At 66.4% G+C, this 25610-nt stretch carries 24 protein-coding genes and 4 pseudogenes; 15 read left to right on the forward strand and 13 right to left on the reverse strand.

The genetic code is table 11. From position 1 onward, the window contains the following. Positions 1 to 106: 106 nt before the first annotated feature. A complete protein-coding gene (locus tag ACAG26_RS13920; protein ID WP_370483106.1) occupies positions 107 to 1516 on the reverse strand; it encodes a PLP-dependent aminotransferase family protein in 1410 nt (469 codons plus the stop codon). Positions 1517 to 1581: 65 nt separating this feature from the next. Here ACAG26_RS13920 and ACAG26_RS13925 point away from each other — a divergent pair, with 65 nt between their 5' ends. Continuing rightward, positions 1582 to 2466, forward strand: a complete 885-nt coding sequence (locus ACAG26_RS13925) for a class I SAM-dependent methyltransferase (RefSeq protein WP_370483428.1) — start codon at positions 1582 to 1584, stop codon at positions 2464 to 2466. On the opposite strand, the gene ACAG26_RS13930 is transcribed toward ACAG26_RS13925, so the two are convergent. From ACAG26_RS13930 to ACAG26_RS13955, 6 genes are all read right to left on the reverse strand, one after another. Continuing rightward, positions 2461 to 2877, reverse strand: a complete 417-nt coding sequence (locus ACAG26_RS13930; protein WP_370483108.1) for a nuclear transport factor 2 family protein — start codon at positions 2875 to 2877, stop codon at positions 2461 to 2463. The two genes, ACAG26_RS13925 and ACAG26_RS13930, sit on opposite strands and share 6 nt — an antisense overlap. A 183-nt stretch (positions 2878 to 3060) precedes the next feature. After that, positions 3061 to 3675 carry a TetR/AcrR family transcriptional regulator gene (locus ACAG26_RS13935; protein WP_370483112.1) on the reverse strand — a complete coding sequence of 205 codons (615 nt, stop codon included), beginning with the start codon at positions 3673 to 3675 and terminating at the stop codon, positions 3061 to 3063. 51 nt (positions 3676 to 3726) lie between these two features. After that, the gene (locus ACAG26_RS13940; protein WP_370483114.1) at positions 3727 to 6603 is read right to left on the reverse strand and encodes an RND family transporter; all 2877 of its coding nucleotides are present in this window, start codon (positions 6601 to 6603) and stop codon (positions 3727 to 3729) included. Then, entirely contained in the window at positions 6600 to 7034 is a 435-nt protein-coding gene (locus ACAG26_RS13945) for an MmpS family transport accessory protein (protein WP_370483115.1), read from the reverse strand. The genes ACAG26_RS13940 and ACAG26_RS13945 overlap by 4 nt, the downstream gene beginning before the upstream one ends. 190 nt (positions 7035 to 7224) lie before the next feature. Further along, on the reverse strand, positions 7225 to 8286 hold the full coding sequence (locus tag ACAG26_RS13950; protein WP_370483118.1) for a 3-deoxy-7-phosphoheptulonate synthase: 1062 nt from the start codon (positions 8284 to 8286) through the stop codon (positions 7225 to 7227). A 213-nt stretch (positions 8287 to 8499) separates the two neighbouring features. After that, complete coding sequence (locus ACAG26_RS13955) at positions 8500 to 9012, reverse strand: hypothetical protein (protein ID WP_370483120.1); 513 nt, start codon at positions 9010 to 9012, stop codon at positions 8500 to 8502. Between the two features lie 155 nt (positions 9013 to 9167). Between ACAG26_RS13955 and ACAG26_RS13960 the strand changes: the two genes are divergently transcribed. The 3 genes from ACAG26_RS13960 to ACAG26_RS13970 are packed head-to-tail and all read left to right on the forward strand — an operon-like array spanning position 9168 to position 11062. After that, positions 9168 to 9389, forward strand: coding sequence for a CopG family transcriptional regulator (locus ACAG26_RS13960; protein WP_370483122.1), 222 nt, complete (start codon positions 9168 to 9170; stop codon positions 9387 to 9389). Beyond that, a complete protein-coding gene (locus tag ACAG26_RS13965; RefSeq protein WP_370483126.1) occupies positions 9386 to 9778 on the forward strand; it encodes a PIN domain-containing protein in 393 nt (130 codons plus the stop codon). Before ACAG26_RS13960 ends, ACAG26_RS13965 begins: the two co-directional genes overlap by 4 nt. A gap of 51 nt (positions 9779 to 9829) precedes the next feature. Continuing rightward, on the forward strand, positions 9830 to 11062 hold the full coding sequence (locus ACAG26_RS13970) for an FAD-dependent oxidoreductase (RefSeq protein WP_370483129.1): 1233 nt from the start codon (positions 9830 to 9832) through the stop codon (positions 11060 to 11062). On the opposite strand, the pseudogene ACAG26_RS13975 reads toward ACAG26_RS13970, so the two are convergent. Further along, positions 11036 to 12505, reverse strand: a pseudogene (locus ACAG26_RS13975) (FAD-dependent monooxygenase); the annotation flags it as partial. The gene ACAG26_RS13970 and the pseudogene ACAG26_RS13975 overlap by 27 nt on opposite strands. An 85-nt stretch (positions 12506 to 12590) precedes the next feature. Here ACAG26_RS13975 and ACAG26_RS13980 point away from each other — a divergent pair. After that, positions 12591 to 13217 carry a TetR/AcrR family transcriptional regulator gene (locus ACAG26_RS13980; protein WP_370483132.1) on the forward strand — a complete coding sequence of 209 codons (627 nt, stop codon included), beginning with the start codon at positions 12591 to 12593 and terminating at the stop codon, positions 13215 to 13217. Positions 13218 to 13232: 15 nt separating this feature from the next. On the opposite strand, the gene ACAG26_RS13985 is transcribed toward ACAG26_RS13980, so the two are convergent. Together ACAG26_RS13985 and ACAG26_RS13990 are read right to left on the reverse strand one after the other, a co-directional pair. Then, entirely contained in the window at positions 13233 to 13439 is a 207-nt protein-coding gene (locus ACAG26_RS13985) for a hypothetical protein (RefSeq protein ID WP_370483451.1), read from the reverse strand. Positions 13440 to 13481: 42 nt separating this feature from the next. Further along, positions 13482 to 14038: pseudogene (locus ACAG26_RS13990) on the reverse strand (acyl-CoA dehydrogenase family protein); the annotation flags it as partial. Positions 14039 to 14142: 104 nt separating this feature from the next. Here ACAG26_RS13990 and tnpA point away from each other — a divergent pair. Together tnpA and ACAG26_RS14000 are read left to right on the forward strand one after the other, a co-directional pair. After that, positions 14143 to 14553, forward strand: coding sequence for an IS200/IS605 family transposase (gene tnpA / locus ACAG26_RS13995; RefSeq protein ID WP_370483135.1), 411 nt, complete (start codon positions 14143 to 14145; stop codon positions 14551 to 14553). After that, positions 14553 to 15734, forward strand: coding sequence for an RNA-guided endonuclease InsQ/TnpB family protein (locus ACAG26_RS14000; protein WP_370483137.1), 1182 nt, complete (start codon positions 14553 to 14555; stop codon positions 15732 to 15734). The genes tnpA and ACAG26_RS14000 overlap by 1 nt, the downstream gene beginning before the upstream one ends. A gap of 34 nt (positions 15735 to 15768) precedes the next feature. On the opposite strand, the pseudogene ACAG26_RS14005 reads toward ACAG26_RS14000, so the two are convergent. Continuing rightward, a pseudogene (locus ACAG26_RS14005) lies at positions 15769 to 15990 on the reverse strand (acyl-CoA dehydrogenase family protein); the annotation flags it as partial. Positions 15991 to 16093: 103 nt separating this feature from the next. On the opposite strand from ACAG26_RS14005, the gene ACAG26_RS14010 reads away from it, so the two are divergent. From ACAG26_RS14010 to ACAG26_RS14020, 3 genes are read left to right on the forward strand one after another with little or no spacing between them, the layout of a single operon-like run. Further along, the gene (locus ACAG26_RS14010; RefSeq protein ID WP_370483139.1) at positions 16094 to 16363 is read left to right on the forward strand and encodes a YdeI/OmpD-associated family protein; all 270 of its coding nucleotides are present in this window, start codon (positions 16094 to 16096) and stop codon (positions 16361 to 16363) included. A gap of 45 nt (positions 16364 to 16408) precedes the next feature. Beyond that, a complete protein-coding gene (locus tag ACAG26_RS14015) occupies positions 16409 to 17080 on the forward strand; it encodes a hypothetical protein (RefSeq protein WP_370483140.1) in 672 nt (223 codons plus the stop codon). Between the two features lie 38 nt (positions 17081 to 17118). After that, positions 17119 to 17859 carry an SDR family NAD(P)-dependent oxidoreductase gene (locus ACAG26_RS14020; RefSeq protein ID WP_370483142.1) on the forward strand — a complete coding sequence of 247 codons (741 nt, stop codon included), beginning with the start codon at positions 17119 to 17121 and terminating at the stop codon, positions 17857 to 17859. Positions 17860 to 17877: 18 nt separating this feature from the next. Here the strand turns inward: ACAG26_RS14020 and ACAG26_RS14025 are convergent, their stop codons facing one another. Beyond that, positions 17878 to 18717: an SDR family oxidoreductase gene (locus ACAG26_RS14025; RefSeq protein ID WP_370483144.1), complete on the reverse strand. Its 840-nt coding sequence runs from the start codon at positions 18715 to 18717 to the stop codon at positions 17878 to 17880. A gap of 72 nt (positions 18718 to 18789) precedes the next feature. Between ACAG26_RS14025 and ACAG26_RS14030 the strand changes: the two are divergent. Both ACAG26_RS14030 and ACAG26_RS14035 read left to right on the forward strand, forming a co-directional pair. Beyond that, positions 18790 to 19023, forward strand: a pseudogene (locus ACAG26_RS14030) (type II toxin-antitoxin system PemK/MazF family toxin); the annotation flags it as partial. Positions 19024 to 19131: 108 nt separating this feature from the next. Continuing rightward, the gene (locus ACAG26_RS14035; RefSeq protein WP_370483146.1) at positions 19132 to 19749 is read left to right on the forward strand and encodes a hypothetical protein; all 618 of its coding nucleotides are present in this window, start codon (positions 19132 to 19134) and stop codon (positions 19747 to 19749) included. Positions 19750 to 19897: 148 nt separating this feature from the next. Here ACAG26_RS14035 and ACAG26_RS14040 read toward each other — a convergent pair whose 3' ends face one another. Next, positions 19898 to 21334: an FAD-binding protein gene (locus ACAG26_RS14040; protein ID WP_370483148.1), complete on the reverse strand. Its 1437-nt coding sequence runs from the start codon at positions 21332 to 21334 to the stop codon at positions 19898 to 19900. A gap of 367 nt (positions 21335 to 21701) precedes the next feature. Here ACAG26_RS14040 and ACAG26_RS14045 point away from each other — a divergent pair, with 367 nt between their 5' ends. The 3 genes from ACAG26_RS14045 (at position 21702) to ACAG26_RS14055 (ending at position 25604) form a co-directional block, all read left to right on the forward strand. Beyond that, a complete protein-coding gene (locus ACAG26_RS14045) occupies positions 21702 to 22136 on the forward strand; it encodes a hypothetical protein (RefSeq protein ID WP_370483149.1) in 435 nt (144 codons plus the stop codon). 226 nt (positions 22137 to 22362) lie between these two features. Beyond that, positions 22363 to 22761 (forward strand): MmpS family transport accessory protein, encoded by a 399-nt coding sequence (locus ACAG26_RS14050; RefSeq protein WP_370483150.1) that lies wholly within the window; start codon positions 22363 to 22365, stop codon positions 22759 to 22761. A gap of 50 nt (positions 22762 to 22811) precedes the next feature. Next, entirely contained in the window at positions 22812 to 25604 is a 2793-nt protein-coding gene (locus ACAG26_RS14055; RefSeq protein ID WP_370483430.1) for an RND family transporter, read from the forward strand. The last annotated feature ends 6 nt before the right edge of the window (positions 25605 to 25610 follow it).

The raw sequence follows: 25610 nt of genomic DNA on the forward strand, positions 1-25610 counted from the left end.
TTTGCTGCCCTGCTTCCGAAACGCCATCGAACAACACCCCTAAACCAATCAGGTGTTGCAGCGACCGCTTGAGCCCAAGGCCAGATCCGCAGCCCGGTAGGCAATCTCAACCGCGGCTCGTGGCGCGTAACAGCCGACCGAGATGGCCGAGGGCGGCCAGATAGTCGTGTTCGGCCGGGGTGCCGTAACCCAGCACGACGCCCTCGGCCCGGCGCGGGCCGGGGTGCCAGAACGGCGCCAACCCGGTGAGCGCGATGTTGCGCCGCCGCGCGGCGTCCAGCACATCAACCTCCGCGATGCCGTCGGGCAGCGTCACGACCGCATGCAGACCCGCGGCGATGCCGTGTGCCGGCATCGCCGGGGCGTAGCGGCGGAGGGTGTCCAGCAACGCGTCGCGGCGGTGCCGGTAGCGCCGGCGCATCCGTCGGATATGCCGGTCCAGGGACCCGGATCGAATCAGCTCGGCCAAGGCGAGCTGAGCCAGGATGTCGGTGCCGCGGTCGGCGCGGCGCTTGGCTTCGATGACCGGGTCGAGTAGGTCGGCCGGTAGCGCCAGCCAGCCCAGCCGCAGCCCGGGGGCCAGGCTCTTGCTCGCGCTGCCGGCGTAGACGACCCGTTCGGGTGCCAGACCCTGCAGCGCCCCAACCGGGTGGCGGTCGTAGCGGAACTCGCCGTCGTAATCGTCTTCGATCAGATAGGAGCCCTGGCGGGTGGCGATCTCGATGAACTCGGCGCGCCGGTCGGCGGCCAGCGTCGCACCCAACGGGGCCTGATGGGCCGGGGTGAGGAGCACCGCCGCCACCGACTGGGCGGCAAGCCCGTCCGGGCGGGCGCCGCGGTCGTCGACGTCGAGCGCGACAACGTGCAGACCGCTGGCGGCCACCGTTGCCCGGTGATCGGGCAGGCAGGGGTTTTCCAGGGCAACCGCCGCGGCTCCCGCGGTGGCGAGCGCGTCGCCCACCAGCCGCAGCCCCTGGGTGAATCCGCTACAGATGACTACCCGGTCGGGGGTGGTGAGCACACCGCGCGCCCGGCCCAGGTAGTTGGCCAGCGCCGTGCGCAACTGTGGCGAGCCGCGCGGATCGAGCGGACCCAACTCCGCATGCGGGGTGACCTGCAAGGCGCGTCGCAACGCGCGAAGCCAGTCCGCCCGCGGAAACATGCTCAGGTCGGGGCGGCCGAGCCGGAAGTCCGCCACCACCCGGGGCGGGCTGGGTGCGGCCGTTGTTTGCGGCACCACCCCCGGTCCGCCCGCTACCTCGGTGACCGCCCCGGGCCGGCTGCGCAGGTAACCCTCGGCGGTCAGTTGCGCGTAGGCCTCCACCACCGTGCCGCGGGCGACCCCGAGTTGGGTGGCCAGCGCGCGCGACGACGGCACCCGCTCCCCCGGTGCCAGCCGCCCGTTGCGGATGGCTTGGCGCAGCGCCTGTTCCAGTGCCGCGCGGCGGCCGCGGCCCGCGGGCAGATCAAGGTGCAGATCGACCCCGCCGGCGTCACTGGTCCACGAATCTGACATGAAACTGGACCTTACTGTCGAACCGGTGTCGTCGTAGCGTCATGGACATGACTGCCGTAGACCCAGTGAGCGACCGGCGGCTGGACCACAGGGCGAGTTTGACCGCACAGATCAACGCCGCCCAGCGCGCCGCGGAGAGCATGCAGCCGCGGCGCCTGCTCGACGATCCGGCCTCGCGGCATTTCGTCTCCCATCCGGCCGTACGGGCCCTGCTGGCCCACCGGCTGCCCGCCGCGGCGGCGCTGCGGATTTTCGACCGATGGTGGGGTGGGCTGCACGCCCACATCGTGCTGCGGGTCCGTTTCACCGACGACGTCGTCGACGCGGCGATCCGCGCGGGCGTCGACCAGGTGGTGCTACTGGGCGCCGGCTTCGACACCACCAGCCTGCGCCGGGCCGACACCCCGGTGACCATCTTCGAAGTTGACGCTCCCGCTACCCAGGCCGCCAAACGGCCGGTGACCGAGCGGCTGTGCCCATCGCCGCGCGCCAGCCAGACAGTCTGGATGCCCTGCGATTTCGAAGACGGCGCGTTACGCACCCGGCTGCTGGACAGCGGGTTCGATCCGGCGCGGCGCAGCGTGATCGTCTGGCTCGGGGTCAGCATGTATCTCACCGGCCACGCCATCGACCAGACCCTCGCCGACCTCGCGGCACTGTGTGCACCCGGCAGCCGGCTGGTGTTCGACTACCTCGATGCCGACGTGGTCGCCGGGCGCAGCCGGTGGGCCAGCGCCCGTCGGGTGACCCGGATGGTGGCCCGGCGCGGCGAACCGTACCGCAGCGGCTTCACCGCGCCCGGCGTGGCGGAACTGCTGGGCGCGCACGGCTTCACCCGCCGCGACCACGCCAGTGTCACCGACTTGCTGCGCCGCTACGACCCGACCGGTGCGCGCGGGCTGGCCAGCGACGACTGGCTCGGCATTGTGTGCGCGGAACGGTTGTCATGAGGCGTCGCCCACGGTGCTGACCCGCACCGGGGTAAAGCGTCGGCGGGCGATGCGCCACCCGTTCTCGGTGCGCACCAGCTCATCGTCGTAGAACCCGACGGCATTCACACCGGAGTTGTTGTCGGCGGCCATGATCAGGCCATCGACGTAGGTGCGCGCCGCCGCGTGGTCCCCGTCGATGGTGATCGCATGGTTGGTCAGTCGGTGCATGGTGTGGCCGGCCATCGCATGGGCCTGATCCATGAACTCGGTGATGGCATCGACGCCGTTCCACGCCCCGATCTCGCCGTAGTCGAGTTCGCAGTCGTCGGTGAACACCGCGCGGAACAGCGGCCAGTCCCGCCGGTCGATCCCGGTGGCGTAGCGGATCAGCACGTCGGTGATGTCAAGGCGGTCATCGCGTTCGGTCATGCAACGGCTCCGTTCGGGTGGACGATGATCCGCGGCGGCCCGGCGGACCTGCGGGCCAGGTCGAGGTGTATGAGGGCAGTAGCGCATGCGATATCCATTTGCAGCACGTGTGCATCCTCCTGCCAGGGGTAGGTGTGGCGCATAGGGTAAGTGGGGCGCAGCAGGCGGCCTTGGGCAATCTGGCTAGCTGCGCGGTGCGTGCGCCGCGGGCAGCACCAAGGTGTCGATGACTTGGCGCACGTAGTTGGCGTCGACGGTTTGTCCCCGGACCACCCGAAGCAGACCCATCGCGGTGAGCACGTCGGCGACCAGGGACCAGTCCCGGTCGGCGGGTATTTCACCGCGGTCCGCGGCCTGCGCCAGAATCGCCGAGACGATGCGCGTGCCCCGCAGCAGTATCAGATCGTCGATCGCCGACACCAGGTTGGGGTCGCGGGTGGCCTCCACGGCGACACGCAGCACCAGGTCATTGGGGATCACGTCCTTGTCGTTGCGCGCTGCGCGGTCGACCAGAAATTCGAGATCGCCCACCAGGCTGCCGGTATCGGGCGCGTCATCGGTGAGCAGGTCCGGCCGCCAGTAGACCAGCGCGTCGGTGATCAACGCGGCTTTCGACGACCACCGCCGGTAGATCGCCGCCTTCCCCACGCCGGCCCGCGCGGCGATGTCGTCCATGTTGGTGGCGTCGTAGCCGTGCTCGGTGAGCGCGGCCAGCGCGGCGTTGAGGATCGCCGGATCGCGGGATCGGTCCAGGCGCCCATCGGTGCGTTGGCGCAGCTTCGACTCCGGTTCGGTCATAGATCCGATCTCATCAGATCCCGCACCGCCTCGAAAGGCCGGTCCGCGTGATTACACCGTCGTCGGCAGCGGGATGGGCGCGGTGTTCGCATCCGGCGCCGGCTCGGGCTCGGGGTCATCCTTCTTGGTGGTGCGGAAGGTATTCAGCGGCCACCAGAACCAATGCCCGAGCACGGCGGCGATCGCCGGGGTCATGAAGGCGCGCACGATGAACGTGTCGACCAGCAGACCCATCCCGATCGTGGTGCCCAACTCCCCGATCGTTCGCAGTGGGCTGACGATCATCGACGCCATGGTGGCCGCGAACACCATTCCGGCCGCGGTGACCACCCGGCCCGAGGCGCCCATCCCGCGGATGATCCCGGTGTTGAGGCCGGCGTGGATTTCTTCCTTGAGCCGCGAGACCACCAGCAGGTTGTAGTCCGAGCCCACGGCCAGCAAGATGATGATCGATAGCGGCAGCACGATCCATTGCAGCCCCACCCCCAGGATGTCCTGCCACAGCAGCACGGACAGACCGCAGGCGGTGCCCAGCGAGGCGAGTACGGTGCCGACGATCACCACGGCGGCCACCAGGCTTCGCGTGATCACCAGCATGATCGCGAAAATCAGAATCACCGTGGCGATCCCGGCGATCATCAGGTCGATCTTGACCCCGTCCTGCATGTCGCTGTACATCGAGGCGGTGCCGGCCAGCGACACCTTCGCCGATTCCAGCGGTGTTCCCTTGATGGCGTCGGCGACCGCCTGCTTGATGCCCTGGACGTGCTGGATCCCTTCCACCGAGGCGGGGTCGCCCTGGTGGGTGATGATGAAGCGCACCGCCTTACCGTCGGGTGAGACGAACATTTTCAGGCCGCGTTTGAAGTCGGGGTTGTCGAAAACCTCGGGCGGCAGATAGAAGGTGTCGTCGTTGTGGGCTTCGTCGAAGTATTTGCCCATCAGCGTGGACCCCTCGGCACCCTCTTGCATGTGGCGCTGGATACCGGCCATCGAGCTGTGGGTGGCCAGCATGTAGCCGCGCATCTTTTTCATCGACTCGATGGTTTTCGGCAGATCCGCCAACATTTGTGGCATCAAGACATCGAGCTTGTCGATGTCTTTCACCGTCAACGACAGGTCGTCGGTCATGATGTCGACGTCGTCGAGCATGTCGAAGATGGCCCGCAACGACCAGCACATCGGGATGTCGAAGCAGTGCGGCTCCCAATAGAAGTAGTTCTTGAGCGGCCGGAACTGGTCGTCGAAATCGGCGACATGCTGGCGCACCCGCTCGATGTCGTCCTGCATGACGTGCATGTCGCCGGTCATCTCGTGCGTGGTGTCGGTGACCTCTTTCATCACGCCGTACATGTGTTCCATGGTCGCGATGGTGCGGCCCATCTCGTCGGCCTGCTCGAGCATCGACGCCATGCTGTCGTTCATGAATTTCGCGGTCTGCAAGGTGCCGGAGCTGTTCATCGCGATCACGAACGGCAGCGAACTGTGCTCGATCGGCGCCCCCAGCGGTCGGGTGATGGTCTGCACCCGCCCGATGCCGCGCTCATGAAAGACGCTCTTGGCGATCCGGTCGATGACCAGCATGTCCGACGGGTCGCGCAGATCGTGGTCGGCTTCGACCATCAGCAACTCCGGGTTCATCCGCGCCGGCGAGAAATGCCGGTCGGCGGCCGCCTGCGCGACGTTGGCGGGAATGTCTGGCGGAGTGAACTTCTGGTCGTTGTAGTTCGGCACATAGGTCAGCAGGCCGACGAAACCAATAACGGCGACAAAGCTGGTCACGACAATGATCGGTTTCGGCCACCGGGTCACGGCGGTCCCGATGATGCGCCAGCCGCGCTCGGAGACTTCCCGTTTCGGGTCGCAGAGGCCGAATTTGGACGCGACGACCAGGATCGCGGGCGCCAGGCTCAGACCGGCGAAGACCGTGACCACCAAGGCGATCGCGCAGGGCAACCCCATGGTCTGGAAGTACGGCAGCCGGGTTGCGGTCAGGCACAGGCACGCCCCCGCAATCGTCAGGCCCGAACCCAAGATGACGTGCTCCACCCCGTGGTAGGCGGTGTAAAAGGCCTCTTCGCGGTCCTGACCGCGGGATCGGGCTTCGTGATAGCGGCCCAACAGGAAAATGAGGTAGTCGGTCCCTGCGGCGATGGTGAGCATGGTGACCATGCTCACGGCGTAGGGGGTGAGGCCGATGATGTTCAAATTGCCCGCGGTGGCCACCACGCCTTCCGCGGCAAACAGTTCGACGCCGACCACCACCAAGGCGATGATCGTGGTCACCAGCGAGCGGTAGATCACCAGCAGCATCACGAAGATGACCAGGATCGACACTGCCGCCATGGTCGCCATGCTCTTGTGGCCGACCACGCTGGTGTCGGCGTTGAGCACGGTGTTGCCGGCCACATAAGCTTTGACGCCCGGCGGCGCCGGGACGTCGGCAACGATCTTGCGCACCGCGGCCACCGACTCGTGGCTGGGCGTGGTGCCCTGGGCGCCGTCGAGGAAGACCTGCACGTAGGCCGCCTTCCCGTCCGGGCTTTGCGAGCCGGCCGCGGTCAGCGGGTCACTCCAAAAGTCCTGAACGTTCTGCACATGCTTGTCGGCCTTGAGTTTGGCGACGATCTTGTTGTAGTACTCGTGCGCACTGTCGCCGAGCGGACCGTCGCCTTCCAGCGCCACCATCGCCGTGGAGTCGGTGTCGTACTGCTGGAATTTGTGCCCGATGTTCATCATGTCCTTGAACGCGGGCGCGTCCGTGGGCGTTATCGGCACCGAGTGCTTGGCCGCCACCTCGTCCAGCCCGGGCGAGAGCAGTTTGGTGCCGATGACCAGGAGCACCCAAAACAGCAGGATCGGTACCGACAGGGTCCGCAGCAGGTGGGCGATAGCGGGGCGGCGGGGCGCCGAATGCGCGTTGCTCATACGGATTTCACCAAGCAGTAGATGAAGGGTTGGTACTCGTCGATGCTGCGGTCGTCGCGGACATTGCCGTCGACGATCACCCGGCATCGGATATGACGCATGCTCGGATCGCCCTGGGCGACAATGTTGGCCGACATCGAGGGCAGCGTCGTCACGATGGTGTACGACCACGGCAGCGCGGCATCCTCGACGAGATGGGGCTGGCCGTCCTCATCGAGGTAATTGACGCTGACACTGCCACCGGCCGCCCCGGTGACCTCATACGTGATGTGTTTGGGATTAAAGGGTTTCGTATCGGCAGCTACCTCGCCGCTTGACGCGCGGGAACCGGCACCGAAACTGTCCCGGACACGGACGACGACGTACGCGCCCAGCGCGACCACGACGACAAGAAGCAGTGGGATCCACGCCTTCTTGAACAGTCGAAACACGGCCTATCTCCTCGCCTTCCTACCGCTGCAGGGCAGCGCACCACGCGAATTGGTGTGGACACACGCGCCACGGTGCACATGTCGACCCCGAGCGGACGGAACTGGAGTTCCGTCATTGGGTCGGTGAGGACTGTACCGCATCCCGGCGCGTTCTGCCCGGTGCGGGTTTTCCGGTCTTGTCGCCCGGGGCTCAGCCTTTCGCGGTGTACAGACCCGCCAACAGCTCGGCGGTGGCGGCAAAGTCCATGCACTGATCGGTGACCGATTGGCCGTACACCAGGTCAGCGCCCAGCGGTTGCGCCCCGGCGACCAGGAAGCTTTCCAACATCAGGCCGGTGATCCCGGCTTCGCCCGCGGCGATGCGGTGGGTCACCTCGGCCGCGACCGCCACCTGCCGACGATGGTCCTTGCCGGAGTTGGCGTGCGAGCAGTCGATCATGACCCGGTCGGGCAGTCCCGCTGCGCGCAGCTGGGTCACCGCTGCTGCCACCGACCCGGCGTCGTAGTTGGGGCCCGGCGAACCGCCCCGCAGGATCACGTGACAGTCCGGGTTGCCGGTGGTCTCGACGACGGCCCCGCGGCCCCGGTTGTCGACGCCGAAGAAGCTGTGCGGTGCGGCGGCGGCGCGCACGCCGTCGATCGCGACCGCGATGTTGCCGTCGGTGCCGTTCTTGAAGCCGACCGGCATGGACAGCCCGGACGCCAACTGGCGGTGCACCTGCGACTCGGTGGTCCGGGCGCCGATGGCGCCCCACGCGACCGCGTCGGCGATGTATTGGGGGCTGGTGGGTTCCAGGAATTCACACCCCACCGGAAGCCCGATGTCGATGATGTCCAGCAGCAGCCGCCGGGCGGTGCGCAGCCCGCGTTCCACGTCGAAGGTGCCATCCATGGTGGGGTCGTTGATCAGGCCCTTCCAGCCGACGGTAGTGCGCGGCTTCTCGAAGTACACCCGCATCACAATTTTCAGTCGATCGGCGTGCCGGCTGGCCAGCGGGGCGAGTCGACGAGCGTAGTCGAGCGCGGCATCCGGGTCATGCACCGAGCAGGGCCCGACCACCAACAGCAGGCGGTCGTCGCGGCCGGCCAGGATGTCGGCGATCTGGACCCGGTCGTGCTGGACCGCGGCGGCCCGGCGGGGCGTCAGCGGGAGTTCGGCTCGGATCTCATCCGGCGTCGAGAGCTCCCGGAATGCGGTGATCCGACGATCGGCGGTGTCAATGGCGGTCGTGACGGTATCGGTGATGGACATGGGGTGCCTTCCTGGTGGTGTCAGGGCACGCCCGCGGGTTCCCGATGCCCTGAAATGACGAAAGCAGCGACCTGGCGGTCACTGCTTGGGCTCCGGGTGTTAGTCGCGCGGATTTGTCAGACTGACGCTTCCTCTACGGCCCCGCCCGGAGCCGAGATAAAGCGCCAATAGCGGCGCGCGACGGTGTTCACGGTGGCGAAGATACCACGGGCGCTAGCCACCCACCTCGGCGGGCAACGGCGGCGGCAGCGGCTCGGTCGGGGTCGGGGTCGGCTCCGCCGGCGGGCTCGGCGGTGCTGGCGCCGGGGCGGCGGGGGCTCCGGGCTCATGGAATTCGACCATCGGCTCGCGGCGAATGACGTCTCCACCTTCGCTGACGACCAACGAGTCCCGGGTGACCGTATAGGTGAATCCGTCGCTGTCGGCGACGTAGGTGACGCCGCCGGAGTGCGATGCGGGAGCGATCAGTTTGGCGCCGTCCCGTACCCGCACGCCGCGGTACTCCAACCCGCCATCCGGTGTCTTGCAGATCGCCACCCGCGAGCTGTCGGTGCGGCCAAAGGCCACCGCCACGTCGGGCGCGGCGCAGCGTGCCGTGGAGTCGATGAAGCCCTGATCATCGGTATCGGGAGCCGCCACCGCCGCCGGCTCCCCGACAGCAAGCAGAACCGCGCAGGCCGCCGCGGCAACGGTCAAGCGGCGGGCGGAGAGCTTCGAGAGGACCATCGGCTCTCACTTGAGCACGTTGAGCCCTAGTTGTGCGAGCATCGCGGCCGAGGCAGAGCCGAATTGTTAGGCCATCGAAACCCGTCGGCAGCAGCTCTTCATTCTGGGCTTGCGCTGTATACATCGGTTAACAGTACGGCGTATATTTAAGCGATATGAAACGGCTGCAGATCTATATAGAGGAGGACGTCGACCACGCACTTGGTGTTGAAGCCCGGCGGCGGCGTAAGTCGAAGGCAGCCCTCATACGGGAGTACGTGGCTGATCGTCTGCACGCGCCGAGTCAAGATCCGGTTGACGCCTTCATAGGATCGTTCGAAGCTCAAGCCGACCTGTCCGCATCCGTTGATGACGTGGTCTATGGGTCGCAGGGATGATCTTCGTTGACACATCCTTTTGGGCTGCGCTTGGCAACGCCAAGGACGCGCGTCATGCGACTGCTAGGAAACTGTGGGCCACCAAACCCTCCGTTGTCGTGACCTCCAACCACGTACTGGGCGAAACCTGGACACTGCTCAACCGGCGCTGTGGTCATCGCGTCGCCCTTGCTGCCGCGGCAATCCGGTACAGCACGGTTGTTCGGGTCGAGCACATTACCGCCGAGTTGGAGGAGCACGCATGGGAATGGCTGGCTCGACACGACGAGCGAGAGTATTCGTTTGTCGATGCAACAAGCTTCGCGCTGATGCGGAAGAAGAACGTGCGCGACGCCTATGCCTTTGATGGCGATTTCAGCGCTGCGGGATTCGTCGAGCTGAGACCGTGAGCTTCCACGCCGGATGCGGTGATAGACCCGACCACACGACTGAGGACATCGATGGCGACTGAGACGACCACCTGCGCGATCATCGGCGGCGGCCCGGCGGGGATGGTGCTCGGGCTGCTCTTGGCCCGCGCCGGCGTGGACGTCACCGTGCTGGAAAAACACGGCGACTTCCTACGGGATTTCCGTGGTGACACCGTGCACCCGACCACCATGCGGTTGCTCGACGAGTTGGGGTTGTGGGATCGCTTCGCGGCGTTGCCGCACTCCGAGGTGCGCCAAGCGCGGTTGGAATCCAACGGGCGCGTGGCGACGCTGGTGGACTTCCGGCGGCTGCGCCAACCGCATCCCTATATCGCGATGGTGCCGCAGTGGGATCTGCTGAACCTGCTCGCCGAGGCCGCGCGAGCCGAGCCGAGCTTCACCTTACGCATGCACACCGAAGTCACCGGGCTGCTGCGCGAGGGCGGCCGGGTGACCGGGGTGCGCTACCAAAGTCCCGACGGGCCCGGCGAATTGCGGGCCGAGTTGACGGTGGCCTGCGACGGCCGGGGTTCTTTGGCTCGTCACGAAGCGAACCTCAAGGTGCGCGAATTTCCGGTGAACTTCGACGTGTGGTGGTTTCGGCTCCCCCGCGACGGCGCCGCCGAATTCTCTCTGGTGCCCCGCCTCGCCCGCGGCAAGGCCGCCATCCTGATCCCCCGCCAGGACTACTTCCAGGTCGCGTATCTGGGGGCCAAGGGCGGCGACGCCCAGCTGCGGGCGCGCGGACTCGACGCGTTTCGCCGCGACGTCGTCGACCTGGTGCCCGAAGCCGCCCAGACGGTGACCGGGCTGACCTCGATGGACGACGTCAAAGTGCTCGACGTGCGGGTGAACCGGCTGCGCCGCTGGCACACCGACGGGCTACTGTGTATCGGTGACGCCGCGCACGCGATGTCCCCGGTGGGCGGCGTCGGGATCAACTTGGCGATCCAAGACGCCGTCGCCGCCGCGACCTTACTGGCCGAGCCGCTGCGACAGCACCGGGTCACCGGCCGCGCCCTGGCCGCGGTGCGGCGACGGCGGGCGTTGCCCGCCGCGGTGACGCAATCCGTGCAGCGGGTGATGCATCGGGTGTTGCTCGGCCCGATCGTGCGCGGCGAGGTCGTCACCCCACCGGCCGCGCTGTTCCGTGTGATCAACCTGCTGCCGTGGCTCGCCGCCATTCCGGCCTACTTCGTCGGCGTCGGGGTGCGGCCCGAGCGCGCCCCGGCCTTCGCTCGCCGCGGATCCGGCGGCGGGTGATCCGACCCAGCGCGTCAACGCGTCGCGCAACCCGGCGTCGGTGCCGTCGCCCACCCAGGCGACGTGCCCGTCGGGGCGGATCAGCACGGCCGCCGGGGCCACCACCCGACCCAGGACCGGCAGCTCCCACACCCCGGTGTAGTGCGCATCGATCACCCGCAGGCGGTCGGCCCACCCGGAGACGTCCAGCGGCGGACCGAAGTTCAGCAGCACCGGGCGGGCGGGGTGCAGCAGCGGGAACACCCGGACCGGGCCGTCGGAGGTGACCACGTCGAGGTCGGGCATGCGGCGGCCCAACAGCGGATGCCCGGCGCCGAGGTCGTAGTGGATGTCCAACCAGCACATCGTCGCCGCGATCCGGGTGCGCGGCGCATCCAGGCTCAGTAGCTCGGACATGGTGTCGCGCAGGGCGCCGATACGTTCGCCGGGGCCGATGAGCGCGGTCTGGGCCATGGTGTTGTGCAACATGCGCGCGCCGACCGGGTGCCGTTCGGCATGGTAGGTATCCAGCAACGCCTCGGGGCACGCGCCGTGCACCACCTGCGCCAGCTTCCAACCGAGGTTGACCGCATCTTGGATCCCGGTGTTGAGGCCGTGGCCACCGATCGGCAAGTGCACGTGGGCGGCGTCGCCGGCGAGCAGCACCCGCTTGTCTCGGTAGGACGTCACCTGCCTGGTGACGTCGGTGAACCGGGAAATCCACGCGGCAGAACGTATTCCGTAGTCCGTGCCGCGCACCGCCAGGAGCGCCCCGCGGACGTCGCCCAGGCTGGGCTCACCAGCCTGGCCGGCGTACCGTGCTGCCACCATGACCCGCACCGGTCCGCCGTCCTCCAACTTGAAAAAGGAATGGAAGCCGGCCTCGTCGCGGTGCAGACCCCACGGCGGTTCCGCGCCCATCTCGACATCGGCAACCAGGCAGCTGATCGACGGATCCCATCCCGGAAAGTCGATGCCGGCGACCTTACGGATGACACTGCGGCCGCCGTCGCACCCAACGAGATATTCAGCGTGCAGCACCGTGCCGTCCGACAGGTCGATCTCAACACCGACGTCGTTCTGGGCGAAACCCGTGACCTCCTGGCCGTAATAGATCGGCGCGCCTAACTCGCCCACCCAGTCGGCTAGGGTGCGCTCGATGCGGTACTGCGGTAGCCCAAGCCCGTAGTTGTGCCGGGTGGGCAAATCCGAGATGTCGAGGCGAAGCCACGAGTAGTGCCCGATTTGGCCGGTGACCCCTTGGTTCAGGAACCGCTCCGCGATCCCCCGCTGATCGAGAACTTCGATGGTGCGCGGCGTCATACCCCCCGCCCGGGAGCCCATCAGGTCGTGCGCGGTGCGCCGCTCGACGATGGCGACGTCGACGCCCGCCAGCGCCAACTCGCCGGCCAACATCAGTCCGGTCGGGCCCGCTCCGGCTATCACCACGGCATGGTCGGTCATCAGTCACCCTCCGCTGCTCACTCCAGATCGATAGTAAACACTGTTCACCAACGGTTCGAAGCGGGGCGTTCTAGGCTCGACGCCGATGGTCAAGCGCGGATTGAGCCGAGACAAGCTGGTGGCGCTGGCGCACGGCTACGTCGCGGCGAACGGCCTCGACGCGTTGACCATGCGCCGACTGGCGGGGGCCGCCCAGGTGAGCCCCGGCGCGTTGTACAAACACTTCCGGGACCGGAAGGACCTGCAGCGGGCAATGGCCGATGCCATCTACGCCACGATCGACCTCGACGACATCGACATCGCCCACCCGTCCGTCGATCAGGTCAAGCTGTGTTGCACACGGATGCGCGACGCGATGCTGGCCTTCCGCGACGGCGGACGGATCGTGGCGGATTCCTACGCACCGTTTGCCGCCACCCTCAAACTGTCGGCCACGCTGATGACCCTGTTGCAAGCCATCACGGTGCCGCCATTCAGCGCCGGCAACACCGCGTTGGTACTACGCACCTCCACAACGGGTTTCGTGGTCCTCGAGCAGGCCTTCGTGGAGCTCGCCGACGCCGATGAGTGGGATGCGTTGGTGGAAGCCATCGGCGCCACCGACTATCCCCGGATCTCGGACAGCGACGACGCGATCGCCATCCTCACCGGCAACCGCGACCAGCGATTCGCGGCGGGCCTGGACACCGTTCTCGCCGGAACCACCCGGTGAGCGGGCCAGCGCCGCTCAGTTGCACGGGGGCCGCAGCGCTTTCATCGCGAGGCGCATGACCGGTTCGGGAATGCGGTCTTGCATCGACAGCGCCGCGCTGGCCGCCCGGGTGCGCAACGGGGTGCCGCGGCCGAACAGCCGGTTCAGCGGGCCGCCGGACGGTTCGATCTCGACGTGCAGCGGCGGGACACCTTCCGCGGCGCCCAGCGCCTGGGAGATCACGATGCGCTGGATTTCGCTGGTTCCTTCGAAAATGGTGTAGAGCTTGGCGTCTCGATACCACTTCTCGACCGGGTGGTCGGTGATATAGCCCCAACCACCCAGCGTCTGGATGGCCTGCGAGGTGGCGCGGACCGCGACTTCGCTGGCCGCCAGGTCAGTAGCCGCGCGGCGTCGATCTGGGTGGCCAACTCCGCCAGCGGAAACCCGATGCCCTGGTTGTCGATGATCGGTCGCCCCGGAGCCCCGCCCGGCACGATGAACAGAGCCTGGCCGCGGTGGCCCAGTTCTTCGTCGACGACCGCGTTGACCACGTGCACATTGGCGATGCCGCCGTTGCCGATCCAAATCTTGTCGACGTCGATCACGCAGTCGTCGCCGTCCCGGCGCGCGGTGGTCCGCAGGTTCCGAACATCGCTGTCGCCCTCCGATTCGGAGATCGCCAGCGCCGCAAGCTTGAGGTCACCCGGCGCCCCGAAGCACTCCGGCGCCCATTCCAGCATCTGCTTCGGGGAGGCGGCCTGACCGATCGCCGCCAGCGCCAGCGCCAGCATGACGATCGCCAAGCCGATGCCGGCGCAACCCCAGAACAGCCCCTCCATCAGTGCGGCCCGAGGGGACCGGCAGTTTTAGCCGCCGGGGGATCGGGGCTGGTGGCCGGCGTCGTGGCGTGGGTTTGTCGGTGTCGTTTCGTAAGGTGCGAAGCATGTCCGAGCGCCGGTTCCGCCGCACTCCGGCAGGGGTGTGCTCATTGGGTTTGCACCTGGTGTGGTGCCCGAAGTACCGGCGGCGGGTTCTGGGCGGGCGTGTAGCGGCCCGCTGCGGCGAACTGCTGGAGCAGATCGCGGCCGGACGCGGCTGGAAGATCGTCGCCAAAGGGGTGGTGCCGGATCACGTGCACCTGTCTGTGGGGGTCGGGCCGACCGATGGTCCGGCGGCGGTGGTGGTGCGGGCGTTCAAGGGCCGCACCGCGCGGGTGCTGCGGGCCGAGTTCCCGTACCTGCGACGGTTTGCGAAGGTGTTGTGGTCGTTGTCGTATTTCGCCGCGTCGGTCGGATACGTCTGGGAGGCGACGGTGCGCCGCTACATCGAGCACCGGTGGGATGCGGTGGCCTGATGAGACGTGCCTACGTGTTCCGGTTGCGGCCGACCGCGCGGCAGCATGTTGCGTTGGCGGCGTGTGTGGAGTCGCATCGCGAGCTTTACAACGCCGCGTTACAGGAGCGCCGCGGCGCCTGGGCAAACGGTACGACCCGGATCAGCTACACCGATCAGTCGGCGCAGCTGACCGAGATTCGGGCGGTGCGGCTCGATCAGGCGGTGTGGTCGTTTTCGAGCCAGCAGGCCACGTTGCGGCGGTTGAACAGGGCGTTTGCCGGGTTCTTTCGCCGGGTGAAGGCCGGCCAGACGCCGGGATATCCGCGGTTCAAAGGTAAGGCCCGATTCGATTCAGTGGAGTGGCCCAAAGACGGTGACGGTGCCCGCTGGCTACCCGATGCCAAGCGGGTGTATCTGCAAGGCATCGGCCAGATAAAGGTTCACCAGCACCGCGCAGTCGCGGGTCGGGTGAAGACGATCCAGGTCAAACGCCAGGGCCGGCACTGGGTGCTGGTGTTGTCCTGTGACGACGTGCCCACCCATCCGCTGCCGGCCACCGGCCGCCAGGCCGGTGTCGATGTCGGGATCGCCAGTTTCGCGACCACCAGCGACGGCGTGCATATCGACAATCCGCGCTGGGGCCGCAGCGCCGCCGATAAGCTGACCGTCGCCCAACAGCGGCTGCAACGCGCCCAACGCGGATCGGCCAACCGTGGCCGCCGGTGGGAAACCGTCGCCGCCAGGTATCGCAAGATCGCCAACCAACGTAAGGACTTTCACCACAAGCAGGCCCGCGCCCTGGTCGAGAACTACGACCTGCTGGTGGTGGAAGACCTGCAGATCACCAACATGGTGCGGCGGGCCAAACCCGTGCCCGACCCCGACAATGCCGGCCAGTTCCTGGCTAACGGTGCCCGGGCGAAGTCCGGGCTTTCGAGAAGTATCAGTGACGCCGGCTGGGGCCGGTTCATCTCAATACTGCGCGCCAAAGCGGAAGATGCTGGACGCACACTGATTGAGGTCGACCCCCGCCACACCTCCGATGGCTGCGAGCAGTGTGGGTACGCAGCACCGGAGAATCGCTTCACGCAAGCGGAATTCGTCTGCCAACGCTGCGGCCACGGGCCGCTGCAGGCCGACGAACATGCCGCACGCAACATCTTGCGGGCTGGACTGGCCCTTCACGCCCAAGCAGCGTGAAAAGAAGCCGGCGACTTCCAGCCGTCGGAGAAGTCACGAACATCGGCAACGACAAACCGGTCGAATCCCCGATCAGATCCCGGTAGAACAGCGGACTGTAGAAGCCCTGCTGGGCAGCCTCTTCCAGCACCGGCCAGGGAAACTCCTGCCGCTGGTCATAGTCGAAGGCGACCGGACGGATCACGGATTCGGCGAACTCGTGGGTGCGCCGCGCCAGATCGTGTTGCGCCGCGGTCGGCGTGAGGTCAAAGGCCATGGCTGCGTCCCTGCGGTCATGCCGGTCGACGTCGCCGACCGGTGCGTCGAAGGGTTACCGCTTTGCCGCGGGATCAAACGCGGACGCACGCTACGCTGGCCCGGTGAGCAGCGCACGCGTGCCCGGTGGGGTGGTGCACACGTTGCCCGCGGACCTGCGCGAGGCGCTGATCGCCAACCCCACGGCCCTGGCGGCCTGGCACGACATCACGCCGTTGGCGCGTAACGAGTTCATCTGCTGGGTCGAGGACGCCAAGCAGGACTCGACCCGACAGCGCCGCATTCGCCGGACTCAGGAGGAGTTGGAAGAAGGCAAGCGCCGGCCCTGCTGCTGGCCGGGATGCAAACACCGGGAGCGCACCGGCCGGGCATAGGGCCCGCCCCCCGGAGGTCCAGCACCCCCGCTTAATGTCGGTGCGATGACCAAGCTGATCCTCGCGCTACACGGCGCCGACCTCGGGGCTCGGTTGTCCGCACCGTCGTTTCGGGCGGCGCTGGCGGCGGACGGGGCGTCGGCGGTGCAGCTCAACCTCGATGATGCCGACGTGGCGGCAGCCATGATGCGGTTCGGGCCCGGCGAACCAATCACCGGGGTGGTCTCGGTCTGGACCCGCGGGACAGCGGCGGCGGCGATCGCCATCGTCGCCGCGGCCGCCGATGAATCGCCGCATGCATACCGGGTGAGCGAGAAGATCCGCCTGGATCCGTTGCCGGTTCCCGATGGCACCCGATTGGATGTGCTGGCCAATGTTGCGATGTTGCGGCGGCCGGCGTCGATGCCTCGGGTGGAATACCTGGAGTATTGGCAGGTTCACCACACGCCGATCGCGATCCGCACCCAGAACACGGTGGGCTACATCCAGAACACGGTCGAGGAGGCGCTGACCCCGTCGTCGCCGGAGGTCGCGGCGATCGTCGAGGAACATTTCCCGATGGCAGGGATGACCGACCCACACGCCTTCTACGGCAGCCGCGGCGACGATGCCGAACTCACCCGCCGCGTCAGCGAGCTGATGGCCAGCGTGGCCCGCTTCGGCGCCGACACCGGATTGGACCTGGTGCCGACCAGCCGCTATTTCTGGACGCTCTGAGTCCCCGGAATCCAACGGGCTTACCGACAGGAGTCGACATGGGTGATCTGTCCGGCAAGGTGGCGCTGGTAACGGGTGCCTCGGCGGGGCTCGGCGCGGCGGTGGCGCAGCTGTTCGCGCAGCGCGGCGCTGCGGTTTTCGGTGTCGCGCGCGACGAATCACGGTTGGTGACGGCGTTCGCCGACTTGCCCGGCGGACGGTTCGTCGGCGCCGACATCACCACCTCACCGGCCTGCCAAGCCGTGGTGCGTCAATGCGTCGAGCAGTTCGGCCGCCTGGACGTGCTGGTGAACGTCGCCGGTTTCCATCAGATGCGCCGCACCGCCGAGGTGACCGACGACGACTGGACCCAGGATCTCGCGGTAAACCTGAACGGGCCGTTTTATCTGTGCCGGGCCGCGCTTCCGCATCTGCTGGAGGCAGGCGGCAACATCGTCAATGTCGCGTCCATCGCCGGTATCGAAGGCCAGGCCTATTCGGCGGGCTATTGTGCGGCCAAACACGGGATCGTCGGTCTGACAAGGGCGTTGGCCGTCGAGTTCACCGCGGACCGGGTGCGGGTCAACGCCGTATGTCCAGGCGGGATGCTGACGTCGCAGGTGGCGAACTTCTCGTTCCCCGACGATGCCGATTTCAATCTCGTCATGCGCACGGCCGCACCGCGGGGCATGAGCGAACCCGGTGACGTCGCCCAGGTCATCGCCTTCCTGGCGAGCGATGCGGCCACCGCGGTGCACGGGGCGGTGTACCTGGCCGATAACGGCAAAACCGCCGGCTAGACGTACCGGGTGTTGTCCTCAGGCGTTCGCGGCGGCCGCCCGGGCCCGCTCCTTCATCGAGGCGATCACTCCGCCGTCGTTGAGGATGTCGGTGCCGGTGAGGTATCCCGCTCGGTCGCTGGCGCAGAACGCCAGCAGCTCGGCCATCTCTTCCGGTTTCCCCCAGCGCGGGACAGCGGCGTCGGCAACCATCGCCCCGGCCCCGGCCTGCTCTTCCAGCCGGCCCATCTCGGTGTCGATGGAACCCGGTGACACCGATACGATCCGCAGCCCGCGGCCGTTGAACCGCTCGGCCTGCGAGGTGGAGTACCACCGGACAAAGCTTTTGCTGACCGCGTAGGCCAGCCCGGAGCGCGCCTCCTCGGGGACGCCGTCGCAGGTGGCCCGCATATCGTTGAGGAACGCGGCGCCGTCGTGCAGGGCCAGCGGGAATTGCGCGGTCGGGATGATCTCGTCGGGCAGCATGTGGGCGGCCATCGACGCCACGTTGACGATCGCGCAGCCCTCGCCGGCCGTCGCATAGAAGGCCTCGTTGACGTTGACCGTGCCCAGCGCGTTGGTCCGCATCACGTAGTCGGCGTCGCCCATGCTCGGGCTGACCCCCGCGGTGTGGATGACCGAGGCGAGCGTGCCGAGGTCTGATGCGGTGCCCAGCAGCCGGTCGACCGCCTGCCGGTCGGTGACATCGCAGTTGATGGCGGTGGGGGTGATGCCAAGGCCGGTCAGCGCGGCAGCCGCGGCCTCCAGCCGGTCCTGCCGGACGTCGCACAGCACGACCGCGTGGTCGCGACCGACGAGCTTCGCCGTGGCCAGGCCCATGCCACCCGCGCCGCCTGTGATTACCGCCACTCGACTCATAGCTGGACGGTATACCGTCGGCCTTACCGAAGGTATCGCGGGGTCGCGGTCGGTCTAACCAACCGCGGCCATCCCCGGTTTCGGCGCGCACTCGTCGCACCGTGCACGACCACGATCCGGGGGCTGGCAAGCGAGGTCGTTCTTGAACCCGATACCGACCCGGTCCCGCGACGTTCCGCGGTAAACCTTGACTCTCTCGAAAGCGTCTCCGTCGCAGTGTTGGTCGACCGGCTGGGCCGGCTCGCCGATGAGCGCATGCGCGATGTCTGTGCAGCCCTTGAGGTAGCGGTGGATTGCTCCCGTTGATTGAGCGGCTGACGCCATCGCTGCAAATTCGTTGAGACGGCCACATTCTGGCGCCAAACTCACTACGCTGTGCGAGAGCCTCCGCTTATGCCTGGAAGGAGTGATTCCTTGACGGACATTTCCAAGAAGGCGATCTCTCGGCGCGTGCTGATGCGGGGTATTACGTTATCGGTGCCGGTGATTGGCGTTGCGCTTACCGTACCGGCAGCCGCGGCGGACCCGCCGGATGCAGGCTGCGACGATCCGTCGGCCTCGGTCGACAATTGCGCGGTCGAGCTACCCGAAGAGTTCACCTCGACGAGCTTTAGTACAACGGCGATCGCGGGTGGCACCAACTACTCCATCTTGTTCAGCACAAAGATCTCCTCGGGTGCGTCGGTGCCGGCGGCGGCCACCGGCTACAAGATCCGCACCGTCAGCGTGGCGGGCACCAAGCAGGACGGCACGCCGTTCTCCCTGAAGCCGGGGATCGGCGAGGTCGGCCCGCGGGTGCTCGGCGCCAGGTCGGCCTCCTCGCTCGGTTTCGCCGTGGACGTGCCGTGGAACGCGGGCCAGTTGGTGCGGTCGTTCGACTACACCTATGACGTCGTCTTTCTCACCGGGTTGACCGAGATCCAAACGTGCACGTACGTGACGACGATGACGCTCGACGACAACGGCATGACCCTCGGCGGCGTGGGGTCGGTCGCATTTTCCCCGCCGCGGCTCACCGCCTGCGCCGGCTGACCGAGGGGCAGCCGGCGCGGTCGGCGGTGTGTCCGTCGGGACCCGCGAGCGTGCGCAGTTGCACGCCAAAACCGCCCAATACCTGTACATCTGCGCACGCTCGCGGGGGAAGGGCTAGCCGCGGCGGCGGAGGGACTCGCGGCGGCGGTCAGAAGTTCAACCCGGAGAACATCACCCGGCCCGGGTCGTACTTCTGCCGGACCGCGCCGAGCCGGGACAGATTCTGGCCGAAGTAGCGCCTCGGCGGCTGGTTGACCTCCAGATAGTTCACGTATCCGCCCACCGAATACGGCTGCACCGCCTGATGTGCCGTCTGCAGCCAGCTAGTCGCCGCGGCCGGCGAGCCGGACGTTTCGACGTACCACTGCACCAACGCGGACTGCCGCCGCCACGGAAAGGCGGAGGCCCCCGGCGCCACCGTGGCCAGCGCACCATCGAGCGCATGCATGATCGCCAACATCCGGCCCGCGCCCCGCGGAAAGGCAGCGACCGCCGCGGCGATCCCCTGAGCGGCGCCGGCATTGATGGTCGGGAACACGTCGGATCCGCCGACATAGCCCAACGGCGACGGCGTGAGGTTCCCGACCGCCAGGTACCGCACCAGGCCCAGATAGTCGAGCGTCTGCTGCTCGGTCCCGGTCGGTTGGATGCCGACGGCCGTACTGATGGCGTTCGCCACGCTGCTGCCCGACCCGGCCGGGCAGGTCGCGAGGATACGACACTGCGAGCCCGTCGCGTCGGTGGTGCTGTCGGCCAGCGCCCAGCTGCTGCGGTCGGCGGTGCGCAGCCAGTTTTGCCACCCGAGCAGGACCTGCGCGAACGACTGCGGCGGGAAATTGAGGTTCACCACGTCGACGTCGTTGGTGGGGAAGGTGGCAAAGGTCAGCGCGGTGGTCACCCCGAAGTTGCCGCCACCGCCGCCGCGTAACGCCCAGAACAGGTCCGGGTTACTGGCGGCCGAGGCGGTGACCGGCTGGCCGCCGGGCAACACCACCGACACCGACCTCAACGCGTCGCTCATCAGGCCCGCGTGCCGGGAGTGCGCGCCCAGTCCGCCGCCCAAGGCGTGTCCGGCGGTGCCGACCGTCGGGCAGGTACCCGTAGGGATGCCCCGCCCGGCCGCGGCCAGCCTCTGGTGCAGCGCATACAGATCGGTCGCGGGCGTCACCGTGACCTGCCCGGTGGCGTCGTCGTAATCGATCTCTTCGGGCAGCTGCCGCAAGTCGAGCACCATGGTGCCGGTGGCGGTGGACGCCCCCACATAGGAGTGCCCGCCACTGCGCGGAGCGACCTTCAGGTTGTGGGCGGCGGCGAAGGTCATCGCCTTTTGCACGTCCGCCGGCGAGGTCGGGGCGACGACCGCCGCCGGTGTCGAGCCGTTGTAGTTGGTGTTGAAAACCTGCTTGGCCGCCGCGAATTGGGGACTGTCGGGCGGTGTCACGTGCCCGCCGATCGCCGACGACAACCCCTCCCAGCCCGACGGTCTCGGATCCGCGGTCGCCCGCACCGGACCGAGCACCGCGCCGGCGGCTAACGCCCCGGCGGCGCCCCGCAGAAACGTCTGCCGTGAGATCTCACGCGCCAACGTCGGCGTCCCGCGATTGCGTCATACGCCGGATTGTCGGCCACAAGAGGCACGGCGCCGGAGGACCTGTCGTGGGGTGACAGAAACGTGGTGGAACCGTTACTCAGTCGTTCACACACCGTGGAACCCGCCTGACCGCTGGTCCGCAGGTCGCTGGCCAGCATGGTGAACGTCGGCGGCAGGATCAGCCAGTGCAGGTGCCTGAAGCACCCGATCCGCAGGTATTGACAATTCCTCCGGGCCTGACACCATAGATAAGCTGTTGATTCAGCCTGAGGGCATATCACTCAAACTGCCAGTCTGTGTTTCGGACTGGATCCACTCACCAGGTTTGTGTGATGCTGACCGCAGAGCGGAGGAGCGCGTAGTGGGCACAGCTTCCTGGGGTCTTCTGACGTTGATCGCCTTGGCGGTGGCATTGGTCCTGGTATCGATCGCTTTCATCTACACACGGCGGTTGGAACGGCAACCCACCCTTCCGATCAGCGAGGAAATCGGAGCCGCGCCGCGAGTGCTGCGCAAGTTGCGCAAACGCGAACCCATGACACCGGAAGAGTTCGAGTACGCACAGCGCATTGTCGCTATCCGCGGCAACCCCATGGCCTTCTGCATCCCCTTCACCCTGTTCGCGCTTTCGTGTTATTACGTTCTCGGTTGTCTCGAATACCTGCACGGCGCCACCCCGTCCGAGCGAACGTTCATCGGGGTGATTCCGATGGTGACCTCGACAAACCTCGCCGTTCAGCTGCTGCGCGCAAGGCGACTCAAGGGCCGTCTGCGAAACGCGCCCGTGGCGGCGTGAGGGCCGTTCGCCCGCGCTGCCGACTGCGCCCAAAGGTGATACCGTTCGCACGTTGTAGACGCTTCCGTTCAGTACTGGTACCCTAATATGTCGGCATATCAGCCTGGTTGATATACCAAACCACGGCGAGGCCGGATCCGAGGCACGAGGTCCGGGGAAACGCGTTCCGGAAGGTGATCGAGTGAGCCCTCGTTCAATTGGGACGACCGTCCTGGCGCGAATCTGGATGCCGCTGGTTGCCGTCGTCATGGTGAGTGTGGGCCTGGTCGGCATGTGGAAGGTGCACCAGTTCTCCGAACCGGAGCCGGTCATCACCGTCAACGGTCCGCAGGCGCCGGAAGAGTTCAATATAAAACGGCTCACCTATGAGGTTTTTGGCTCCGTCGGCCAGGGCGGGAAGCTCGTCTACGTCGACATCGACGGGCATCCGCACGAAGTTGACGTCACCACCCTGCCCTGGTCCCACACGGAGACCACGACGCTCACGGTCGCGTCCGGCAGTATCTCCGTGCATGTTCACGGCGGTCAGGTGGGCTGCCGAATGCTGGTGGACGGCGTCGTGCGCGACGAACAGTCCGGTAATCATCAAGACGCCGACGTCGAGTGCAGGGTGAAATCAGCGTGAGCGAGCATCGCCTGGATGAGCCCCTGGTCAAACGTCCCTTCATCCCGCGCATGGTCCGTACTTTTGCGATACCGATCATCTTCTTTTGGGGCTTTCTCGCGGTCACGACGACTGCTTTCATGCCCAAGGTGGAGGACGTCGCAGAAGAACTTGCCGGACCGATGATTCCGCACTACGCGCCCTCGCAGCGGGCGCTGCTGCATATCGGCGAAAAGTTCCACGAATCCAACTCGACCAACTTGACGATGGTGGTGTTCGAGGCGGACCGCCCATTGGCGGACCAAGACCACAGCTACTACGACGATTTGGTGCAGCGCCTGCAGCGCGACACCAAGCACGTGCAATACGTGATGGACCTGTGGGGCAAACCGTTCACCGCGGCCGGGGCGCAAAGCGTCGATGGCAAGTGCAGCTATGTGCTCTTGCGTCTGGCCGGCGACATCGGGCAGATCGAGGCGAACGCGTCCGTAGACGCCGTCCGAGACATCATCGCCAAGGACACTCCGCCGCCCGGCCTGAAGGTCTATGTCAGCGGCGCGGCGCCGCTGGCATCGGACACGCTGAGCATCGCCAACGCAAGCCTGAACAACGTCACGATCGTCACGATCATCCTCATCATGGTGATGTTGCTGATCGTGTATCGCTCGCCGCCCACGCTGTTGGTGCCCTTGCTCGGCGTACTCATCGAAATGCTTGTCGCCAAAGGGATTATCTCGACCCTCGGGCATCTCGGATACATCGAGCTGTCGTCGTTCGCGGTGAATATCGTGATCGCGTTGACGCTCGGGGCGGGCACGGACTACGGCATCTTCTTGATTGGTCGCTATCACGAGGCACGCCTGGCCGGTGAAAGCCGAGAAGAAAGTTTTTACATCGCTTACAAGGGCGTCGCGCCCATCGTCATCGGCTCGGGGCTGACGATCGCCGGCGCGTGCTACTGCTTGACGTTTGCGCGACTGAACTACTTCCACACCATGGGGCCGGCGGTCGCAATCACCATGCTGTTCACCATCGCCGCGGCGATGACGCTCGGCCCGGCAGTTTTGACGGTCGGCAGCCTCTTCGGGATGTTCGACCCGAGGCAGCAAGTGCGGGCGCAGTTGTATCGGCGGATCGGCGCGAGCGTGGTGCGCTGGCCGGTGCCGATCCTGGTGGCCAGTTCGGCGATCGTGATGCTTGGGGCGATTTTCGTACCGAGCTACCGACAGAATTACGACGACCGGCAGTACCAGCCGCACGACGCACCCGCCAATCTGGGTTTCCAGGCGGCTGATCGGCACTTCCCCAAGAGCAAGCTGTTCTCAGAAATGCTGATGGTCGAAACCGATCATGATATGCGCAATTCGGCCGACTTCATCTCGCTGGACCGGGTCGCGAGAGCCTTGATTCGCCTGCCCGGTGTGGCGATGGTGCAAGGCATGACCCGGCCCTTAGGCCGAGCTCTCGAGCACGCCAGCATTCCGTATCTGTTCACCACACAGGGCAGCGGCAACGGTCAGCAGCTGCCCTTCAACAGAGAACAGAACAACAACACCGATGCGCAGGCCGAGATCCAGGCGGACTCCGTCGAGGTCCTGCGAAAAGAGATCGGGTTTTTCCAGAAGGTCTCCGACGAACTGCACCAGACGGTGCTCACCGTTGAGGACTTGCAAAGGGTCAGCGACGAGATGAACGAGGGCGTCTCAAATCTTGACGACTTCTTCCGTCCAATCAAGAATTATTTCTATTGGGAGCAACACTGTTTCGACATCCCCATCTGTTGGACGTTCAGATCATTGTGGGACACGATCGACGAGATCGACCACCTGGCCGAAGATATCAAGTACGCTAAAATCTCCCTCGAAGAGGTTGACAAGGCATTCCCGCAAATTATCGCGCAACTGAAAGCCACCGCGGACGACACCGAGGCCCTGCGGACGAAGCTTGTCAACAGCTATGGGTCGGCGGACCTGCAGTCGCTCCTGACCGAGCAGACCTTCGATGATTCGATCAACGTCGGCAACGACTGGGACAAATCCCGCAGCGACGACCTCTTCTACATCCCGCACGAGGGTTTCGACAACGAAGACGTCAAGACCGGCATGAAGTTGATGATGTCGCCGGACGGCAAGGCTGCCCGGTTCATCGTCACCCACGAGGGCAACGCCATGGGCCCCGAAGGCGTGGAACACGTCGAAAAATTCCCCGAGGCGATAACCACGATCCTGAAAGAGACCTCGTTGGCCGGTGCGCGCGTCTATATCGGCGGCTCGGGATCGAACGACAAGGACATCAAGCAATACGCCACATCCGATCTGCTCATCGCGGCGATCGCCGCCTTCGTGCTGATCTTCTTGATCATGATGTTCATCACGCGAAGTCTGGTGGCGGCCTTGGTCATTCCCGGCACGGTGGCGTTCTCCTACGCTGGAGCTTTCGGGTTGTCCATACTTGTCTGGCAGCACCTGATCGGCCTGCATCTGCACTGGCTGGTGCTACCGCTGACGTTCATCATCCTGGTGGCGGTCGGGTCGGACTACAACCTCCTGCTGATCAACCGAGTTAAAGAAGAAATTCACGCCGGTTTGAACACTGGTCTGATCCGTGCGCTCGGAAGCACCGGCGGTGTGGTGACATCCGCGGGTTTGGTGTTTGCGTTCACGATGCTGGCAATGCTGACAAGCGATCTCAGAACGATCGGGCAGGTGGGTTCGACGGTGTGCATCGGTCTTCTGCTCGACACGTTGATCGTGCGTTCTTTCGTCGTGCCATCCATCCTCAGCATCCTGGGGCCGTGGTTCTGGTGGCCGACCCTCGTGCGCAGGCGCCCGTCGGCGCAGCCAGCACAACGCCAGCGTGCGTAGTCCGCC

Source organism: Mycobacterium sp. pUA109, from assembly GCF_041287095.1.
Classification (GTDB): Bacteria; Actinomycetota; Actinomycetes; order Mycobacteriales; family Mycobacteriaceae; genus Mycobacterium.

Bases quoted from the DNA above. Each gene is read 5' to 3' on its own strand.
- ACAG26_RS13920 (WP_370483106.1), bottom strand. From the start codon at position 1,516: ATGTCAGATTCGTGGACCAGTGACGCCGGCGGGGTCGATCTGCACCTT.
- ACAG26_RS13930 (WP_370483108.1), bottom strand. From the start codon at position 2,877: ATGACCGAACGCGATGACCGCCTTGACATCACCGACGTGCTGATCCGC.
- ACAG26_RS13935 (WP_370483112.1), bottom strand. From the start codon at position 3,675: ATGACCGAACCGGAGTCGAAGCTGCGCCAACGCACCGATGGGCGCCTG.
- ACAG26_RS13940 (WP_370483114.1), bottom strand. From the start codon at position 6,603: ATGAGCAACGCGCATTCGGCGCCCCGCCGCCCCGCTATCGCCCACCTG.
- ACAG26_RS13950 (WP_370483118.1), bottom strand. From the start codon at position 8,286: ATGTCCATCACCGATACCGTCACGACCGCCATTGACACCGCCGATCGT.
- ACAG26_RS13955 (WP_370483120.1), bottom strand. From the start codon at position 9,012: ATGGTCCTCTCGAAGCTCTCCGCCCGCCGCTTGACCGTTGCCGCGGCG.
- ACAG26_RS13960 (WP_370483122.1), top strand. From the start codon at position 9,168: ATGAAACGGCTGCAGATCTATATAGAGGAGGACGTCGACCACGCACTT.
- ACAG26_RS13965 (WP_370483126.1), top strand. From the start codon at position 9,386: ATGATCTTCGTTGACACATCCTTTTGGGCTGCGCTTGGCAACGCCAAG.
- ACAG26_RS13970 (WP_370483129.1), top strand. From the start codon at position 9,830: ATGGCGACTGAGACGACCACCTGCGCGATCATCGGCGGCGGCCCGGCG.
- ACAG26_RS13980 (WP_370483132.1), top strand. From the start codon at position 12,591: ATGGTCAAGCGCGGATTGAGCCGAGACAAGCTGGTGGCGCTGGCGCAC.
- tnpA (WP_370483135.1), top strand. From the start codon at position 14,143: ATGTCCGAGCGCCGGTTCCGCCGCACTCCGGCAGGGGTGTGCTCATTG.
- ACAG26_RS14000 (WP_370483137.1), top strand. From the start codon at position 14,553: ATGAGACGTGCCTACGTGTTCCGGTTGCGGCCGACCGCGCGGCAGCAT.
- ACAG26_RS14015 (WP_370483140.1), top strand. From the start codon at position 16,409: ATGACCAAGCTGATCCTCGCGCTACACGGCGCCGACCTCGGGGCTCGG.
- ACAG26_RS14020 (WP_370483142.1), top strand. From the start codon at position 17,119: ATGGGTGATCTGTCCGGCAAGGTGGCGCTGGTAACGGGTGCCTCGGCG.
- ACAG26_RS14025 (WP_370483144.1), bottom strand. From the start codon at position 18,717: ATGAGTCGAGTGGCGGTAATCACAGGCGGCGCGGGTGGCATGGGCCTG.
- ACAG26_RS14050 (WP_370483150.1), top strand. From the start codon at position 22,363: ATGCCGCTGGTTGCCGTCGTCATGGTGAGTGTGGGCCTGGTCGGCATG.
- ACAG26_RS14055 (WP_370483430.1), top strand. From the start codon at position 22,812: ATGGTCCGTACTTTTGCGATACCGATCATCTTCTTTTGGGGCTTTCTC.